This is a genomic window from Kordia sp. SMS9, from assembly GCF_003352465.1.
Taxonomy (GTDB): Bacteria; Bacteroidota; Bacteroidia; order Flavobacteriales; family Flavobacteriaceae; genus Kordia.
This window is the reverse complement of record NZ_CP031153.1, coordinates 4,038,741-4,054,846: the sequence shown is the minus strand read 5'-3', so window position 1 is coordinate 4,054,846 and position 16,106 is coordinate 4,038,741. Positions and strand designations below refer to the sequence as shown.

Here is a 16,106-nt window from a genome sequence, read left to right as displayed (position 1 = left end):
CAACAAAGCGTATTTTTACAAAAAAATCTTCATGACGCAAAAACCACTTTTACAACCGTATACTTCCAAAAATTTACAACTCAAAAACAGAGTCATTATGGCGCCAATGACGCGCAGTAGAGCCAATACTAACGGAAACGTACCAACGGATGATTTACACGGAATCTACTACGAACAAAGAGCTTCAGCGGGATTAATTATTACAGAAGGTGCTCAGGTTTCCCAAGAAGCGGTCGGATACATTCACACACCCGGAATTTACTCAAAAGCACAAGTAGAAGGTTGGAAAAAAGTAACGAAACGCGTGCATGATCACGGTGGAAAAATCTTTATTCAATTGTGGCATGTAGGACGAATTTCGCATCCTGATTTCCACAATGGCAAATTGCCAGTAGCGCCTTCTGCCATCAATCCGAATCGAAAATCATATACACCAGCAGGTTTTAAAGATACCGTAACGCCACGCGCCATGACACAAACAGATATTGACAGCACCATTCAAGACTTTGTCAATGCTGGGAAAAACGCCATGGAAGCAGGTTTTGATGGCGTAGAAGTGCATTCGTCCAACGGATATTTATTTCATCAGTTTTTTACCAACTGTTCCAATGTACGAACCGATAAATATGGCGGAAGTATTGAAAATAATGCACGGTTTTTCTTTGAAACATTGGACGCGATGAAAGCAGCAATGCCCGAACAGAAAATTGGCGTCCGTTTCAATCCGTCGTTGCATGGAATGTCGGGAATTACGATAGATTCAGCAACCATTCCCACGTTTGAATATATTATTAAAAAACTCAACGACTACGATTTGGCGTATGTGCATTTGTCCGAACCTTTTACTGATGTGTCTGATGTAGAACACGCCGTCACAAATATAGCAACACATTTTCGACCTTTATACAATGGAACTTTGATGATCAATACAGATTTTGATCAAGAAAAAGGAAATAAAGTTATAGAAGATGGAGAAGCTGATTTGGTGGCGTATGGAAAACCATACATTTCCAATCCAGACTTGGTAGAACGTTTTGAACATGTAATTCCGTTGGCTGATTGGGATGCAGATACTTTTTATACTACAGGCAAAAAAGGATATACAGATTATCCGAAAGCAGAAATTGATTCGCAGTGACTTTCCGTATAATTTGTTCATTTCTAAGCGAATTGAAACGCATTTTGCACATATTAAGACATTTATCCTAGTAAAATTTAAAAAAAATGCCATTGATCCATTGTAAATCAAATTATTGGTCTCATCTTTGTGCAAAATATAAATTTTATTACAATGAGTAAAGGAACAGTAAAATTCTTCAATGATACCAAAGGGTTTGGATTCATCACTGAAGAAGGATCAAACAAAGAACATTTTGTACACATTTCAGGATTAGTTGACGAAGTTCGCGAAGGTGACGAAGTTGAATTTGACCTCACAGAAGGTAGGAAAGGATTAAACGCAGTAAACGTAAAAGTTATCTAAATATATATTCGATCTTAAACAAAAAAGTCTATCAAAATTTGGTAGACTTTTTTAGTTTCTGCATATTTCATCAATTCTTAGCGTCAATCTAAAAAAGAAAAACGTATATTGATACCATATTAATTATTACATAAAAAACAATTTTAAAATCTGAATGGGTAGATCACAACAAACATTTAATAAAACTGAAAAGGTAAAAAAACGATTAAAGAAGAAAGAAGAGAAGCGCAAAAAAATGGCTGCGCGAAAAGCCGAAGCAAAAGAAAGTGGAAAGAAAGGTATTGAGTTCGCGTATGTGGACCACAATGGAAATCTAACAGATACGCCGCCTGATCCATCTCAAAAAGTGAAATACGAAGCTGAATCCATCGAAATAAGTATTCCCAAAACGTTGGAAAGCGACAAAGAAGAAATTGATCCAATTCGCAAAGGAAAAGTCTCTTTCTTCAACAGTTCTAAAGGATTTGGCTTTATCATAGATGCTGAAAATAATGAAAAATACTTCACACATATCAGTGGAATTATTGATGACATTGACGAAAATGATAAAGTAACTTTTGAACTAGAACAAGGAAAAAAAGGGCTGAATGCCGTAAATGTTACCTTGATAAAAGAATAAATGTTTCTCATTATTTATAAACGGCAGCTCACGTAATGACCTTTATAAGTAATTAAGAAAATTATAGATAACAAACGCATAGCTTTTTGGAGTTATGCGTTTGTTATATAACCTACACCAGTTTCTCTTCATCATCTCTACAAAGACGAAGGCTATACTTTGATTTTATGTCTTAAATACGCGAATAGTAATCTTAAATTCTATACATCACATTTTGTAGTAGAATTGGTATTACTTTGTGATTTCAGATAATTTTACCCAACATCTCAATAGAAAAAATTGGGGAATTGCATTTAAAATAAACAAACGATTTGATTTTTTTTATGTAAAATAATTCCATAAACCATTAATTTATAAACATTTACAGTTTACCATAGTGTTGATGTCTAAAAAATCAGTAACTTATGTAAGTAATTCTCTATAAAACTAATTTTTTCAGTTATGTGGTACAATGATATACGTCCGGATAAAGACCTAAAAAATGACCGTTATTCTTTGATAATGCTCGATTCTAGGAAGAATCACTTTAAGCGTTTACTAACAGATGAAGACAAAAAACGAACCATTGAAAACCTAATTCGACTAAAAGAAGGTTTGGTTGAAAAAGTTCCTGCTAAAAAAGTAGATGATAATTTATTGCTCTGTTCGTGGAATATTAAAAATTTTGGGGAAATCAAAAACAGAACCGCAGAATCATTATATTATATCGCAGAAATTATCAATGCCTTTGATATTGTCGCATTACAAGAAGTAAATAAAGATATATCTGAATTTAAAAAGGTGCTTAAATTGCTTGGAAGTCACTGGAAACATACCTTGAGTGATGTGACAGAAGGAAGTTCAGGAAACAATGAACGTTTTGGATTTATGTACGATTCCAGGCGTGTCACACATTCTGGTTTGTCTGGCGAATTGGTCATTTCTCCTGAAATGATGAACGAGAATCCAATCATTCGTCAACTAAAACGAACGCCAAGTTTTACAGGGTTTGAAAGCGGTTGGCAAAAGTTTTCAATAGTAAGTCTGCATCTACATCCAGGAGAAGGAGGCAATGGTGATGGTCCTAGCGATAAAGAAATTCGAAAAGAAGAAGTCAAACTATTGATGAAAATCATGAAAAAGAAAATGAGCAAAATGTCTTTTGAAGATCGCAATATGATCATTTTGGGTGATACAAATATTTACAAAGAAGATGAAGACATTGTGGAGTTGATTGCTGATAAGGGTTTTGTAGAATGTGGCGGATTAAAAGGAAAGTATACCAACACCAGCCAAAGTGAAATTTATGACCGTATTTTTTTAAAAGTTCAAGACTATTTCAAAATTGGTACAGATGCAGCAGGAAATGAACTAGGCGATGTGTTTCACCTCTTTGATTATGTGTATAAAAATGAACCTTCAGAAATTAAAAAATACCACAAATTAATGTTGAAGCATAAGGGCAATCCGAGTACACTCACAAGTGATGCAAAGTTTAAGACATATTTCAATCGGTATTGGAAACGTGATCAAATGAGCGATCATTTGCCCGTTTGGCTGGAAATAAAGACCAATAGCAGTGTGAACTTTTTAAAGAATACGCTCAAAAAATTCTAAAACTATTCCGTTATTTTCTTACTGACTGCAATTTCCATCAATAATATTTTGCAAAGTTGGATTGAATTGATTCTCAGAAACATTGTAAATCGTCAGTTCGGGATTGTTTTGCAACGGTGCTTGTAAAATGCAATAATTGGTCAAAATATCATTGTTAAAGATAAAAACCGTGGTGTCAATTCCAGACAAGCCTTGCAAAGCAGCTAACGAAGCCAAATTGTCATTGTTGATGATTTGCAACGTAGCCACATTCGTAATGTTTTCCAAACCTGCAAGTGACGCAAGTCCTGTGGTATTCACAGAAACGCGACTCAACACTTGCGGATTGATGTTGCTTAATCCTTCTACGGAAGTCAACGACGGATTGTCCAACAACGAAATCACGCCACCAATAAAAACATTTTGTCCTGTAAGAATAGAATTCCCTTCAATAAAATGCAAGCCTGACAATCCATCCAGCGAAGTCAAATTTTCATTATCATTCACAATCAGACCAGAAACCACAGACAAGTTGGACAATCCATTGAGCGAAGTCAACAGCGGATTGCTTTGTATTTCTAGCTGTCTCACTACGCTCGTAATCGTATTTAGCGGTGATAAATCGGTAATATCTGAAGGAACGGGCGTATTGGTTTCCACAAAAGGATCACCGATATACAACGCACCATCAATCACATTATAGCCTTGCGCGCCAAAAGCATTTACTTCTGCTTGTGTTTTTAAGACCAAATTTCCTTGAAATACAAGCACAGGTAGCGTTCGAATCGCATCATCTGTAGCACAACTAAAGAATAATGACGTTACGATGGCAAGAAGCACTATTTTTTTCATAATGAAAGTTTATAAATAGATGTAAAAATATACAAATGGTTGCGCGTGATTGGTTCGTATGATGTTTTGTAAAATCTTACAATTGTATCAAAATTCAACAAATTTGTGATCCTTTAAAATTAATAATAATGTGTGTAAAATAATAAGCAAGAAGTGAAAACAAGATTGTATTTTTGCGATTTACTAGCTGACATGAAACCAATCTCATCCAAAGTCCTCATTATTCTAGCGTTCATCGCCATTTATATCATTTGGGGAAGTACCTATTTGATGAACAAAATTGCCGTTACGGAATTGCCTGCGTTTTTTATAGCAACCGTTCGTTTTTTATGTGCCAGTCTCTTAATATTTGGAATTGCTGCCCTTTCGGGGAAAAAACTCTCGATTACCAAACGACAATTTCTAAATTCAATATTCGTAGCGTTTCTTTTCATGGTTTCTGGAAACGGATTATTTGTATGGGCGTTAAAATTTCTCGACAGTGGATTTACAGCATTATTAGCTTCTACACAACCTTTATTTGTACTACTATTGATGCGATTGATTGACAAAAAACGCATGCGACGAAAATCTATTATCGGTGTTGTTTTTGGCATTCTAGGAATGTATCTATTGGTAAGTCAGCGCGAATTGATCATGGATGAAGATACACTGAAAGGAATTGTGCTAGTATTTGTCTGTGTTTTGGGTTGGAGTTACGCGAGTGTATTTGTTTCCAAAGCCGATTTGCCTAAAAACCACTTGGTCAGTACAGGTTATCAAATGGGCATTGCTTGTCTCATGTTAGCAATTGTCAGTTTTGCCATAGGCGAGGAGTGGACTTCTCCCTTAAACTGGAGTTCGGACGTACAATGGTCCATGATTTTACTGATCGTATTTGGAAGTTTGGTAGCGTTTACAGCGTTTAATTATCTACTCAAGCAAGTGTCTACAGAAAAAGTGTCTACAGCTTCCTATGTAAATCCTGTGGTCGCTTTATTTCTAGGTTGGTGGATTCTGGATGAAAAACTCACCACACAATCCTTAATTGCTGCGGGAATTTTATTGATTGGAGTTTATTTTATTACGTCTCGGAAGAAGTAGATTGGCTATTTCAAGAATATAAATTTAGCAGTTGTTACAGGTGGTTATTGTTTCTTTATAATGTTTTTGCTTTTTGTTGCTTTGTTTTGGCGAAAGTGAAGTTTATGCTTTAAGTTTTAAAGAGAAGTTAGTACTGGAGAGTTTCTTTGTGAAAGGTAATGGACAATTTTTTTTGCGACGAGTTTACACTGAGTTTGTCGAAGTGTAGGAGGGAAGCGGAATAGTTGTGGAATGGAAATTTACATTAATTTTTGGCTGATTACGGAATTCCGTATGGATTCACTTTTTAATTTTTATAAATTGAATTATTCAGAATACTGATCTACTATATTTTATAAATCTATAATACCCTTTATTGGGTATTCTCTATAAATGGTATATACTTTAATTTTGATTATAGATAAACAATAAATTATTATCATGAATTATAGTTATATAGTAAAAGGGCAAAAAGTAAAATTGGAACCAATTAATAGTAAAATTGCGATTAGATTCCATGAACCAAGCAAACGAAGTGATAGATTTAAAATCATCAATAAAATAAATAAAATTGATTCTTTTGATAAACGATTAGAATTAACAAAAGAAAAATATACTGTTTTTGATACTATTTCAGTTAAAACAAAAAGAACATTTAACAAGTTGAATAGTCAATTAAAGATGGTTAATGAAATTGCTAATTCTACTCCTGTGTTCAAGTCAGCAGATAATCTTGTTATTCCTACTGATAGATTATTAATAGGTTTTAATAAACCAGAAAAAGTCAATCAATTAATTAATGAAATAAACGGTGAAATAATAGATAAAGAAGGTAATGAATATGTTATTAAGTTAAATGAAGTAGATGACATATTCGAAATAATTTCCAAACTAGATAAGAATCCTGAAATAGATTATGCAGAACCTGACTTCATTATTTTAGGGAAACACCTTCCTCGCTTAAATTCAAAATATAATTCAATATCAAACTTTAGTAATTATAGTCAGTTTCAATATGCTCTAGATATTACAAAAAGTCGAGATGCTTGGAAGTATATAAGAGGTAATAAAACTATTAACATCGCTATTTTAGATGAAGGTGTGGATAGTTTTCATGAAGACCTTCAATCAGCAATTGTAGGTAATTATGATGGTACAGATAATGATGAATTTCAAGAACCATTTAATAATGATGCTCATGGAACAGCATGTGCTGGATTAGTAGCTGCAATTGGTAAAAACCACATTGGTAATGAAGGAGTAGGCAGTGGTTGTTCTCTTTTGGCAGTTAGAATTGCATTCTCTAATAGTATAGGAAGATGGGAAACAAGAAATCATTGGATTGCAAGATCGATAGATTGGTCTTGGAAAAATGGAGCTGATGTATTAAGTAATTCATGGGGAGGTGGATTACCTTCTACCAAAATAATAAATGCTTTTGAAAGAGCTAGGACTAAAGGTCGTAATGGTAAAGGTTGTATTATTGTTGCCGCAGCTGGAAATGATTCAGGAGCTGTGTCTTTTCCAGGAAGCTTAGTAAATGTTTTGACTGTTTCTGCATCTAATGAATTTGATCAACCAAAGACTAAAACTAGTGCAGATGGAGAATCTTGGTGGGGAACCAATTTTGGAAAAGAAGTAGATATATGCGCTCCGGGAGTTCATAATTATACCACTGACATATCAGGCAAAAAAGGCTATAATGATGGATCCAAAGGAATCAATGAAAATTATGTAGATAATTTTAATGGAACATCATCATCTACTCCAATTGTTTCTGGTTGTATAGGACTTTTACTTTCGATAAATTCAAATTTAACAGAGAAAGATATTAGAAAGATTATTAAAGAAACAGCTGATAAAGTTGGCAATGTAACATACAATAAACAAGGACATAATTCATATATGGGATATGGCAGACTTAATGTTCTTAAAGCAGTATTGAGGGTTATAAAAGAACAAAAATGACAAATAAATTAAAGGTTAATCACTTAAAACAGATTTATAAGGTTGCATAAAAGAAACAACCGAAGAAACGCAGTAAGGGAAAGTATTCATTCTATTTTTCTCTGTTATTATTGAAAGGTTACTAAATATAAATTGATAACAATTCATATTACTCAAACTTCCCTGTACCATAATTAACTCGCTTTTTAAAATCTATAATTTCATCTTTTAGTTTCTTATTAGCATTTTCAATAAGTTCATTTTGAATTTTCATAATGCGTAACAAGTCATGAATAGCATTCAAGTTATCTAATTGTGTATAAACGATTTTCTCTAAGTCTGCTTTTGTGTATTTAGGAAATGGCATTGTTCTTGTTTTAAGATTAAATATTCCGATTATCAGAACAAATATACATAAATACGGATAAAATAAAAATCAATAGTTCATAAAATCAGAATAATTTATCTTATTATGTAAATTTATGTTCTTAAAATCAGACAATAATGACCGAATTAGGTTTATTCTTATCAAAGAAATCAGTGAATCGTTCCGATGTTGCTAGAAAAACAGGAATTAGTAAAACTAGACTTAGTGAATTGGCTAACAACAAAAAAACGAAGCTTAGAGCTGATGAATTATATCTAATTGCTTTAGCTATTGACGTTGATCCTTGTGATATCTTCAAAGAAATTTGCGCAGACCTTAAATTAAAAGACGAAAGCTAATTCTTAAAAGATTATATAAAGCTTTAGTAATGAAAAGTATATATTCAAAAATAACTAAATGGTATCGAGATAAAAAAGAACTGAAAAAATCAAATTTTGGAAGGAATTATGGTTGGTTCATCGAATATGAAGATAAAGTTGTTGGAGAATTATCTAATTTTAATTATGCTGCAGATTATGATGTCATTGCATATAAAGGGTTTGAAGATTTAGTCTATGATGAGAGCATATGGATGAATCAAAGTTTTAAATTACAAAACAAAGTATATAAACAATATTGTGATACTTGGTATACAGGAATTTATCCAGGGAACTTAATGAAATATAAAACTTTAAGGTTTAGATATCTTTGGATTAATAAATTATAAAATAGAAATGCTCCGAGTAATTTTGCATAACGACAAATTATGGGACAAATGTTTAACTAAAAATTCGCCATTTTACTAACAGTATACATTTGTGTTATAATGTTCTCGCGTTATGTTACTTTGCTTAGAGAAAAAGCAAAGTTTATACTTCACATTTTAAAAAAGTTATTACCAAAAAGTTTCTTCACGAAAGGTAATGGAACAATTTTTACACAAGTGACGTAGGAGCGAAGTGGAATAGTTGTGGAATGGATTATTTAATCAAAGTATTCATTTCATTAATCAGAGTAGTTGTTAAATCAACAGGCTTTTTTGAAAGAATTTTATCATGAATATATCTAAGCTCTTTTTCAGAATAATCTTTTTCTAAAAATCGAAAAATTGAATTAGCTACATAATTTCGATCCATTTCAAATGATAACCATTTTCGGTTTAGTCTTTCAGCAGCTTCTCCTGTTGTATTTGAGCCTCCAAAAATGTCTAAAACAATATCTTCTTCGTCTGTTAAAAAGTTAATAAAAAACTCTGGAAGCTTTGAAGGAAAACGAGCAGGATGCCCTTTGATTTTAAGTAATTTGCAATGTGCCATATACTTAGAATTAGATTCTGAATTTGAAATTGATAATAAATTAGACGGAATTGCCCCACCATTATCATTTCCAAAACTTTTTCCTATACTATGTCCTGAAGGTCTAACAGCTGGTTTATAATATTTATCTGGGTTTTTTATCAATTTTTTCATTCTATCACTATAAGGAACTAATACTTTTCGAATATCTGCTTTAGGGAATTCTGTTTTTGAAAACCACCATACAGTATTTACAGAATCTTTAGTTCTTATTTTTCTTTTATTAACCCATTCTATCGGACCAGGTAGTTTAGATGGATTATACCAAAAAAATTCTTCTGCTAAATGATAACCTAATGTATCACAAAAATGAATAAGTACTCTGAAATTATACAAACTGCGTGTTGGAAAACCTTTTCTATATGCACCGCCTAAATCAATAACTAAGCTTCCATTTTCCTTGAGTTTTGGCATAATTAGTTCTCCAAATTTAGCTAACCACTCAACATATTCATGTTGATCCTTATTTCCATATTCTTTCTTCCTTAATAATGCAAATGGAGGACTTGTCATTACAAGGTCAATACTCTCATCTTCTAATTGTGGGATTAATTCCAATGAATCTCCACAAAAAGTTCTTCCTAATTCAGTTTTGTAAGTATAGTCTAGTCTTTCAAACATTTGTTAAATACAATTTGCTGCAAATATATAAAAAACATAACCGAAAATATTCGGAAAAGTTAATATTTTTATTTTATAAATTCCGAATATATTCGGTGGTGGATAACATTATACTTAGTGAACTTTGTATGTAACAATTTTTAATTGACAAATACTAAGTATGAGTAAAGAAAATCCTGATAAACTTCAGTATTTTCAGGATATAATAGCTGAAAATATTATTTATTACAGAAAAGAAATTGGTTTAACCCAAGAAGAGTTAGCTCACTTGGCTGACATAGATAGAACTTACATTGGGTACATTGAAAATTCAAAACATAATGTTACATTAGGTGTGTTAATAAAAATATCTGAAGCACTAGGAATAGAAATTCAAGATTTGCTAATAAAACAAGTAAATAGAAGCCCAATAGACGAGTTAAATCATTTATTTCCAAGTATTAGAAAGTTTCAAAGACTAGCTGAAAAAACTAATGGGATAAATGACATATTTCAAGATAATGGTGGTAAGTTATTACAAGTTCTTTTAATTACTGGATTAAAAGATTTACCTGGAAGAGAAGGAAATGATGCTGTTGATAAAGATGGAAATGAATATGAATTAAAATCTGTAAATATAAAGTTAACAAAAAGTTTTTCTACGCATCATCATATGAATCCAACTATTATTGAAAAATATAGAAAAGTAGATTGGATTTTTGCTGTTTATGAAGGAATAGAAATTATTGAGATTTATAGATTGAAACCAAAAGATATAGAGCCTTATTATTCAAAATGGGAAGAAAAATGGCATAGAGATGGAGGAAAAGATATTAATAACCCTAAGATTCCTTTGAAATATGTTAGATCAGTAGGGCAATTAATATATAGTATTGGAGACGATAAAATATTTAAAGAATCAAAATTATAATTACTTAATTCAAATCTATCTAGAATCATGTCATATTGTAATAAATTTTTAAGATAAAAAGAGTCCCTCTCACTCAAACTTCCCAGTACCATAATTAACACGTTTCTTAAAATCAATGATTTCATCTTTGAGTTTCTTATTAGCATTCTCAATAAGCTCATTTTGAATTTTCATAATGCGTAATAAATCGTGAATTGCATTCAAGTTATCTAATTGTGTATAAACGATTTTCTCTAAGTCAGCTTTTGTATATTTAGGATATGGCATAAAGTTTGAAATTAATTTTAAACAATAAATATTTAATAAAAGATTATATTTATATAATTTATACTTACATAAATTTAATGTAAACTTATAATTTAATTTTCAAAAACACAAGTTTAAATTAATAAAATGTAATCTAAACTTATGTTTTATTAAGAATGTGTTATATATTTAGAGAAGAATACAGTAATAAATATGGCAGTAGAAAGAATAAATAGAATCAAAGAAGTATTAGTAATTCAAGGAAAATCGCAAGTTTGGCTTGCGGAATCACTTGGAAAAAGCACAACTTCTGTAACTGCATTTTGCAATAACAAATCCCAACCACATTTAAAGGATTTAAAAAAGATCGCAGAAATCCTAGATGTGGATATTCGAGAACTATTAGTTTCTACAAAAGAATAAATTTCAATCGAAACTTTAGCGACCTCAGAAAACTTTGGCGAAAACAATAGGCGAGTGAGCGTCCATATTCTAGAGATGAAGCAATATTGTCATTGAGAACTCTGTATTTTAATCGAAATCCAAAACAAGCTAAAGAACTCAAAACGCTTCTAGAATATAGCGAACGAGCCGTAATTGTTTCCAAAGTATTCTGAAGTCTTGATTTTTGTTTCTTTTTATCAAGAAAAAGACAAAATAAAAAACTGCTAAAGGTTCTCATTAAACTCAAAAGCTATTTAACATAACGAAAAACCAAAAAGGTTTTTATGAAAACAAACAGTTAGCATAGTTATATAAAATTCTTCGTAGAAAATTTTTATAAGTATGCGGCAAGCTAACGTACAGGTCATAAAACTTTTTCTAACGGAAAGATTCTCGTATAACGGAACATTTAAATAAAATTTCTAAAGTAGCTTTTGTGCGGCTGGAAAGCGTTGGAAAATTGCGTATAAAATAAATTGTAATAACAATTTGATTTTATGAAAGCAATCGAGCATTTGAGCGCGGCAATTTTGCATAACGACAAATTATGGGACAAAGAATAATGTAGCGAAGCGTTCCAATTAAATAAAGGTTAAAACCCAAGCACAATGATTCTAGTAGCAAATACAAAGGTTCTGGGATATTTAGCATAATATCATTATGGTTTACAAATACGGGAATTGTGCTATTTTACGATATATAGTATTTGTGCCATAATTTATATTATGTTAAATAGAATATTTCAAGAATACCATTATAAACACACACCATCCTAAACTATGAATCCTCTAGTTCTCTATGATATTGTATTTTATAGACAAATTGGTTTAATTAAAATTGTCGCAATAAAAAGCTAACGTATAATAATAAAGTCATCAAAACAAAAAAACAGACTCCAAAAACACTTGTGCTGAACCTGTTGACGCAAAGCAATCTTGACGCTAGAATCTAAAAAAAGTCAAACTCTAAAAAAACATTTTTCTCCCTAAGAAGCCGTACTTTTGCAAAATGATTTCAAAAAAGCAATCGCAAACCGAATTTATCATCCTGATGGCATCGCTGATGTCGATTGTCGCACTGTCCATTGACGCAATTTTACCAGCCTTAGAAGCAATTGGTGTCTCTATCGGTACAACAAACGCCACACAGAATCAAAAACTAATCACCATGATTTTCTTAGGTTTAGGTTTCGGACAATTGATTTTTGGACCACTTTCCGACAGTATCGGACGAAAACCCATCATTTACATGGGATTTACGTTATTCGTACTGGCAAGTTTTCTCTGTGTCATGGCGCAAAGTCTAGAAATGATGATTGTTGGACGCATTCTACAAGGCATCGGATTATCAGCCCCAAGAACCATCAGTATTGCCATGGTTCGCGATAGTTTTAGCGGCGATTATATGGCAAAAATCATGTCGTTTATCGTGGCGATTTTCATCTTAGTACCTGTAGTCGCTCCTGCTTTAGGAAAGCTTCTTCTCGATACATTCGGCTGGAAATCCATCTTCAACGGACAATTAATTTTTGGCGCCGTCATCATGATTTGGCTCTGGAAACGACAACCCGAAACACTTCATCCAGAGCATAAAATAAAGCTGTCTAAAGAATTATTTATCAATGGTTTAAAAGAATTTTTTAAATTCAAAACCTCTATTGCATTCACATTAATTTCCGGGTTGATTACAGGTTCGTTCATGGTGTATTTAAGTGCTTCGCAAGACATCTTTCAAAACCAATACGGTTTGGTAGAAGAATTTCCATACATCTTTGCAGCATTGGCAATTTCGGTAGGTTTTGCCACGTTTCTCAACGGAAAATTTGTCTTAAAATACGGCATGTACAAATTAGTACGCGCGTTCTTACTAGTATTCACCACGATTCCGCTCATATACATACTTTTCTTTTACGGAAAACCAAATCCAACTGTATATACCTTAGTAGCTTTCTTTGGAATTCAGTTTTTCTCTATAGGATTCCTTTTTGGGAATTTACGCTCGTTAGCCATGCAACCTGTGGGACATATCGCTGGAGTTGGTGCTGCTATCAATGGTTTCGTCTCCACAATCATGGCAGTTCCAATAGCTACATACATTGGAAGTTTCATAAAAACCACGGCTTCTCCTCTATTTTTAGGCTTTCTTGTATGCGGAATTGGCTCATTATTAATTTTAGTCATCCTGAAAAAAGTAACAAAAACCGCTTCATTGTCAACCACATAGTTTGTAAAAAAACAATCTTTTGCCTAAGTTTACAGCGAAACCTCGATCAACCCAACAATGAAAAAGATTCTTGCAGCGGCTTTTCTAAGCCTATTCCTCTGTATTCCTATAGTTCAAGCGCAACATTCCGTAGCACGCGATTGGAACGAAGAATTATTAAGTGCCATTCGTAATGATTTTGCACGTCCCACTGTGCATGCGCGAAATTTATTTCACAGTTCCGTTATTATGTATGATGCCTGGGCTGTTTTTGATGCGAATGTGGAAACGGTCTTTTTAGGAAAAACCTATGGGAATTACACAAGTACCTTCAACGGAATTGCTTCACCAACGAACATAGAAGCGGCACGACACGAAGTGATCAGTTATGCAATGTATCGCCTGTTAACACATCGTTTTGCCAATTCTCCAGGATCCGCCACTTCCCTACCGAGCTTTCAAACACTGTTTGAATCGTATGGATATGATGTGAATTTTTCATCTACGGATTACAGTTCAGGATCTTATGCTGCACTAGGAAATCACATGGCGAATGAAATCATTGCATTTGGATTGCAAGATGGTGCAAATGAACAAAATGATTATGCAAACGAGCACTATCAACCGATAAACAGTCCGTTAATTCTTGAAATCTATGAAAATACCAACGATATCAATCCTGATAGATGGCAACCATTGGCGTTTGATGTGTATATTGATCAGAGTAACAACGTATATCCGTTAAACGTACCGTCGTTTCTAAGTCCTGAATGGGGAGAAGTAACGCCTTTTGCGCTAAAAGCAGAAAACTTGCAAATCATCAATGAAGGATTTGATTGTTATGTATACAACGATCCAGGACCTCCAGCGTACATTCAAAACTCAAATGAAAATGGTATTGATGATCCGTATAAGTGGCATTTTGCGTTGGTTTCATTATGGTCATCACACTTAGATCCTGCTGACAATACGATGATTGATATTTCGCCTGGCGCGATTGGAAACTTACCAACGACCGCATTTCCACAAACCTTTCAAGAATATCAAGCATTTTATGACATCTATCAAGGTGGCGATCCTAGTACGGGACATGCTATAAATCCGGTGACGAATCAACCCTACACACCACAACTTGTAAAAAGAGCAGATTATGCACGGGTTTTAGCAGAATTTTGGGCAGATGGACCCGATTCAGAAACACCGCCAGGACACTGGTTTACCATCATGAACTATGTGAGCGATCATCCAATGGTAGAAAAACGCTTGAACGGTTCTGGACCAATTTTGAGCGATTTAGAATGGGATGTAAAATGTTACTTGGCGCTCGGCGGCGCGATGCATGACGCAGCTGTAAATACCTGGGGAATAAAAGGTTATTACGATTATGTACGCCCAATTTCTGCCATTCGGTATATGGCTGGAAAAGGTCAAAGTTCAGATGCTGCGCTTCCCAACTATGATCCGCACGGTTTGCCGTTAATTCCCAACTATATAGAACTCATACAAACAGGCGATCCGTTGGCAGGAACCAACGATGAAAACGTTGGAAAAGTAAAAGTATACGCTTGGAAAGGTCCTGATTACATCAACGATCCTACACAAGATATTGCAGGTGTCGATTGGATTTTAGCAACAAAATGGTGGCCATATCAACGTGGAACCTTTGTAACGCCGCCTTTTGCAGGATATCTCTCAGGACATTCTACCTTCTCAAGAGCAGCAGCAGAAGTATTAACATTACTCACGGGAGATGAATTTTTTCCTGGCGGAATGGGAACGTTCTACATTCCACAAGACAACTTTTTAGTCTTTGAAAAAGGACCAAGTGCGCCTTTCACCTTGCAATGGGCAACCTATCGTGATGCTTCTGACCAAACAAGTTTATCCAGAATTTGGGGCGGAATCCATCCACCAATCGACGACATTCGCGGACGAGAAATTGGAATTCAGATTGGAGTTGATGCCTTCAACAAAGCCAATCAATATTTTAACGGAACTTTAAGCACAACAGAATTTACGGCAAATACGATAAAAATCTATCCAATTCCGTTCACCAATCAACTGACGATTCAAACAGAAAACGAGCTTGTTTCTACCGTAAAATTATACAATATTCAAGGACAATTGTTAGTAACAGAAACCATCAATTCCACCCAAAAAACAATGGAATTGCCCAATTTGCAAGCAGGAATTTACTTTGTAAAAGCGTATGATGCTGTTGGGAAAATCTTGCTTCAAGCGAAAGTGATAAAGAACTAATTTTCAACCTGTTCATACATAAGCAACAATCACTTACAGTATGGACTAACCTTCTAGTGCTTTTCAAATGGTCAGCTTGCGTGTTTATTCATAAAAAATAGACTCCAAATTAATAACTTCACACCTAAAAATCTTTTACAAAATATAAACATAAAATTCAATTG

16 protein-coding genes are annotated in these 16,106 nt (G+C 33.5%); 12 read left to right on the top strand and 4 right to left on the bottom strand.

Annotation, left to right across the window (positions count from 1 at the left end):
• The first annotated feature begins 31 nt into the window (after nt 1-31).
• The 4 genes from KORDIASMS9_RS17215 to KORDIASMS9_RS17200 all read left to right on the top strand — a co-directional run bounded on the left by KORDIASMS9_RS17215 (nt 32) and on the right by KORDIASMS9_RS17200 (nt 3,698).
• Entirely contained in the window at nt 32-1,138 is a 1,107-nt protein-coding gene (locus KORDIASMS9_RS17215) for an alkene reductase (protein ID WP_114904027.1), read from the top strand.
• A 153-nt stretch (nt 1,139-1,291) separates the two neighbouring features.
• Entirely contained in the window at nt 1,292-1,483 is a 192-nt protein-coding gene (locus KORDIASMS9_RS17210; protein WP_114904026.1) for a cold-shock protein, read from the top strand.
• A 154-nt stretch (nt 1,484-1,637) separates the two neighbouring features.
• Complete coding sequence (locus KORDIASMS9_RS17205) at nt 1,638-2,102, top strand: cold-shock protein (RefSeq protein WP_114904025.1); 465 nt, start codon at nt 1,638-1,640, stop codon at nt 2,100-2,102.
• A gap of 441 nt (nt 2,103-2,543) precedes the next feature.
• Nucleotides 2,544-3,698 carry an endonuclease/exonuclease/phosphatase family protein gene (locus KORDIASMS9_RS17200; protein WP_114904024.1) on the top strand — a complete coding sequence of 385 codons (1,155 nt, stop codon included), beginning with the start codon at nt 2,544-2,546 and terminating at the stop codon, nt 3,696-3,698.
• Between the two features lie 18 nt (nt 3,699-3,716).
• Here the strand turns inward: KORDIASMS9_RS17200 and KORDIASMS9_RS17195 are convergent, their stop codons facing one another.
• Nucleotides 3,717-4,529 (bottom strand): hypothetical protein, encoded by an 813-nt coding sequence (locus KORDIASMS9_RS17195; protein WP_114904023.1) that lies wholly within the window; start codon nt 4,527-4,529, stop codon nt 3,717-3,719.
• A gap of 192 nt (nt 4,530-4,721) precedes the next feature.
• Between KORDIASMS9_RS17195 and KORDIASMS9_RS17190 the strand changes: the two genes are divergently transcribed.
• Nucleotides 4,722-5,612 carry an EamA family transporter gene (locus KORDIASMS9_RS17190; protein WP_114904022.1) on the top strand — a complete coding sequence of 297 codons (891 nt, stop codon included), beginning with the start codon at nt 4,722-4,724 and terminating at the stop codon, nt 5,610-5,612.
• Nucleotides 5,613-6,032: 420 nt separating this feature from the next.
• Nucleotides 6,033-7,559 (top strand): S8 family serine peptidase, encoded by a 1,527-nt coding sequence (locus tag KORDIASMS9_RS17185; protein ID WP_114904021.1) that lies wholly within the window; start codon nt 6,033-6,035, stop codon nt 7,557-7,559.
• A 148-nt stretch (nt 7,560-7,707) separates the two neighbouring features.
• Here the strand turns inward: KORDIASMS9_RS17185 and KORDIASMS9_RS17180 are convergent, their stop codons facing one another.
• Nucleotides 7,708-7,905 (bottom strand): hypothetical protein, encoded by a 198-nt coding sequence (locus KORDIASMS9_RS17180; RefSeq protein ID WP_114904020.1) that lies wholly within the window; start codon nt 7,903-7,905, stop codon nt 7,708-7,710.
• A 137-nt stretch (nt 7,906-8,042) separates the two neighbouring features.
• Between KORDIASMS9_RS17180 and KORDIASMS9_RS17175 the strand changes: the two genes are divergently transcribed.
• Both KORDIASMS9_RS17175 and KORDIASMS9_RS17170 read left to right on the top strand, forming a co-directional pair.
• Nucleotides 8,043-8,264, top strand: coding sequence for a helix-turn-helix transcriptional regulator (locus tag KORDIASMS9_RS17175; RefSeq protein WP_114904019.1), 222 nt, complete (start codon nt 8,043-8,045; stop codon nt 8,262-8,264).
• Between the two features lie 29 nt (nt 8,265-8,293).
• Nucleotides 8,294-8,632 carry a hypothetical protein gene (locus tag KORDIASMS9_RS17170; RefSeq protein WP_114904018.1) on the top strand — a complete coding sequence of 113 codons (339 nt, stop codon included), beginning with the start codon at nt 8,294-8,296 and terminating at the stop codon, nt 8,630-8,632.
• Between the two features lie 253 nt (nt 8,633-8,885).
• Here the strand turns inward: KORDIASMS9_RS17170 and KORDIASMS9_RS17165 are convergent, their stop codons facing one another.
• A complete protein-coding gene (locus tag KORDIASMS9_RS17165) occupies nt 8,886-9,881 on the bottom strand; it encodes a site-specific DNA-methyltransferase (RefSeq protein ID WP_114904017.1) in 996 nt (331 codons plus the stop codon).
• 160 nt (nt 9,882-10,041) lie between these two features.
• On the opposite strand from KORDIASMS9_RS17165, the gene KORDIASMS9_RS17160 reads away from it, so the two are divergent.
• Nucleotides 10,042-10,791, top strand: coding sequence for a helix-turn-helix domain-containing protein (locus KORDIASMS9_RS17160; RefSeq protein WP_114904016.1), 750 nt, complete (start codon nt 10,042-10,044; stop codon nt 10,789-10,791).
• Between the two features lie 69 nt (nt 10,792-10,860).
• Here the strand turns inward: KORDIASMS9_RS17160 and KORDIASMS9_RS17155 are convergent, their stop codons facing one another.
• The gene (locus KORDIASMS9_RS17155) at nt 10,861-11,058 is read right to left on the bottom strand and encodes a hypothetical protein (protein ID WP_046755694.1); all 198 of its coding nucleotides are present in this window, start codon (nt 11,056-11,058) and stop codon (nt 10,861-10,863) included.
• Nucleotides 11,059-11,250: 192 nt separating this feature from the next.
• On the opposite strand from KORDIASMS9_RS17155, the gene KORDIASMS9_RS17150 reads away from it, so the two are divergent.
• The 3 genes from KORDIASMS9_RS17150 to KORDIASMS9_RS17140 all read left to right on the top strand — a co-directional run bounded on the left by KORDIASMS9_RS17150 (nt 11,251) and on the right by KORDIASMS9_RS17140 (nt 15,942).
• Nucleotides 11,251-11,460, top strand: coding sequence for a helix-turn-helix transcriptional regulator (locus KORDIASMS9_RS17150; RefSeq protein WP_114904015.1), 210 nt, complete (start codon nt 11,251-11,253; stop codon nt 11,458-11,460).
• 1,029 nt (nt 11,461-12,489) lie between these two features.
• A complete protein-coding gene (locus KORDIASMS9_RS17145; protein WP_114904014.1) occupies nt 12,490-13,704 on the top strand; it encodes a multidrug effflux MFS transporter in 1,215 nt (404 codons plus the stop codon).
• A 57-nt stretch (nt 13,705-13,761) separates the two neighbouring features.
• Complete coding sequence (locus KORDIASMS9_RS17140; RefSeq protein WP_114904013.1) at nt 13,762-15,942, top strand: T9SS type A sorting domain-containing protein; 2,181 nt, start codon at nt 13,762-13,764, stop codon at nt 15,940-15,942.
• Nucleotides 15,943-16,106: the final 164 nt, after the last annotated feature.

Coding starts and splice junctions, on each gene's coding strand:
- KORDIASMS9_RS17215 (WP_114904027.1), top strand. CDS start 32: ATGACGCAAAAACCACTTTTACAACCGTATACTTCCAAAAATTTACAA.
- KORDIASMS9_RS17210 (WP_114904026.1), top strand. CDS start 1,292: ATGAGTAAAGGAACAGTAAAATTCTTCAATGATACCAAAGGGTTTGGA.
- KORDIASMS9_RS17205 (WP_114904025.1), top strand. CDS start 1,638: ATGGGTAGATCACAACAAACATTTAATAAAACTGAAAAGGTAAAAAAA.
- KORDIASMS9_RS17200 (WP_114904024.1), top strand. CDS start 2,544: ATGTGGTACAATGATATACGTCCGGATAAAGACCTAAAAAATGACCGT.
- KORDIASMS9_RS17195 (WP_114904023.1), bottom strand. CDS start 4,529: ATGAAAAAAATAGTGCTTCTTGCCATCGTAACGTCATTATTCTTTAGT.
- KORDIASMS9_RS17190 (WP_114904022.1), top strand. CDS start 4,722: ATGAAACCAATCTCATCCAAAGTCCTCATTATTCTAGCGTTCATCGCC.
- KORDIASMS9_RS17185 (WP_114904021.1), top strand. CDS start 6,033: ATGAATTATAGTTATATAGTAAAAGGGCAAAAAGTAAAATTGGAACCA.
- KORDIASMS9_RS17180 (WP_114904020.1), bottom strand. CDS start 7,905: ATGCCATTTCCTAAATACACAAAAGCAGACTTAGAGAAAATCGTTTAT.
- KORDIASMS9_RS17175 (WP_114904019.1), top strand. CDS start 8,043: ATGACCGAATTAGGTTTATTCTTATCAAAGAAATCAGTGAATCGTTCC.
- KORDIASMS9_RS17170 (WP_114904018.1), top strand. CDS start 8,294: ATGAAAAGTATATATTCAAAAATAACTAAATGGTATCGAGATAAAAAA.
- KORDIASMS9_RS17165 (WP_114904017.1), bottom strand. CDS start 9,881: ATGTTTGAAAGACTAGACTATACTTACAAAACTGAATTAGGAAGAACT.
- KORDIASMS9_RS17160 (WP_114904016.1), top strand. CDS start 10,042: ATGAGTAAAGAAAATCCTGATAAACTTCAGTATTTTCAGGATATAATA.
- KORDIASMS9_RS17155 (WP_046755694.1), bottom strand. CDS start 11,058: ATGCCATATCCTAAATATACAAAAGCTGACTTAGAGAAAATCGTTTAT.
- KORDIASMS9_RS17150 (WP_114904015.1), top strand. CDS start 11,251: ATGGCAGTAGAAAGAATAAATAGAATCAAAGAAGTATTAGTAATTCAA.
- KORDIASMS9_RS17145 (WP_114904014.1), top strand. CDS start 12,490: ATGATTTCAAAAAAGCAATCGCAAACCGAATTTATCATCCTGATGGCA.
- KORDIASMS9_RS17140 (WP_114904013.1), top strand. CDS start 13,762: ATGAAAAAGATTCTTGCAGCGGCTTTTCTAAGCCTATTCCTCTGTATT.